The organism is Mesorhizobium sp. M7A.F.Ca.US.002.01.1.1 (genome assembly GCF_004022955.1).
Taxonomy (GTDB): domain Bacteria; phylum Pseudomonadota; class Alphaproteobacteria; order Rhizobiales; family Rhizobiaceae; genus Mesorhizobium; species Mesorhizobium ciceri.
Genome location: NZ_RZQE01000939.1, coordinates 1 through 1,008, shown reverse-complemented (window position 1 = coordinate 1,008; position 1,008 = coordinate 1). Strand labels below are relative to the sequence as shown.

2 protein-coding genes are annotated in these 1,008 nt (G+C 63.3%); both read left to right on the top strand.

Going from position 1 to position 1,008, the window contains the following annotated elements:
• Positions 1-640: DUF2291 domain-containing protein (locus EN932_RS36885; RefSeq protein ID WP_245483412.1), on the top strand; the 640-nt coding region annotated here is incomplete at its 5' end.
• The coding region (locus EN932_RS36880) for an ATP-binding cassette domain-containing protein (protein ID WP_164890878.1) at positions 637-1,008 on the top strand (372 nt) is incomplete at its 3' end. The genes EN932_RS36885 and EN932_RS36880, both read left to right, overlap by 4 nt.

The window sequence follows — 1,008 nt, the reverse complement described above, 5'->3', positions numbered from 1 at the left end:
CACCGCATCGACCAGGCCTGCCTCGCCCGCCCTGCGTCGGGCACTTGCCGGCGCCGCGGTTGTCGTCCTGCTCGGCGCCATGGCGCTCGATACCAAGGTGGTCAGGATAGGGTCGGCAGGCGACGTTCGCAGCGCCGTGTTTTCCGCCGTTGACTACGGCAAGTCGGAATTTCCCAAGGTGCAGGCCGATGTCGAGGCCCGCGCCGCCGACGCGGTGACGGTGGCGACGGCGATTGCCAAGGACAGGGCAACGGCGGAAAAGGAATACGGTGTGCCTGCGGGCGTCGGACCGGTCATTTCAGTCAAGTTCACCGGCGTCGTCGGCGAAGGAAAATCTGGCATCTACAAAGTCGCCGTCGACGGCGTACCCGATACGTTGATGATCCGCGTGCAGACGGGACCGGCGATCAACGGGACGGAACTGCGTGACGCCACGGGCAAGATCACATTCGGCCAGTTCACCAACCAGATTGAGTACCAGGACGCCGGTTCGGCGCTGAACAATGAGATGAAGAAGGAAGTCCTGGCCAAGGTCGATACGAGCACCTTGACCGGCAAGACCATATCGGTGGTCGGCGCATTCAAGCTGGTCAACCCGAAGAGCTGGCTCGTCACCCCCGTGAGGCTGGACGTCAAATGAAACCGGCTGCCGACACCGGACCCGCGACTGGCGACGCCGTGCTTTCGGCGCGCAACATCGTCATGTCGTATGGCGGCGTCCATGCGCTCAAGGGCGTCAATTTCGACATCCATCGCGGCAAGGTCACCACGCTGTTCGGAGAGAATGGCGCCGGCAAGTCGACGCTGATGAAGATCCTCTCCGGCGTGGTCACGCCGACATCCGGCGACATCGTGCTCGACGGCAATCTCGTCAGCTTTTCTTCGTCCTCGGACGCGCGCGATCGCGGCATCTCGATCATCCACCAGGAACTCAGCCTGGCGCCCAACCTCAGCGTTCGCGACAACATCTTCATGGGCCGCGAACTGCGCACCAGGACCGGCCTCGAC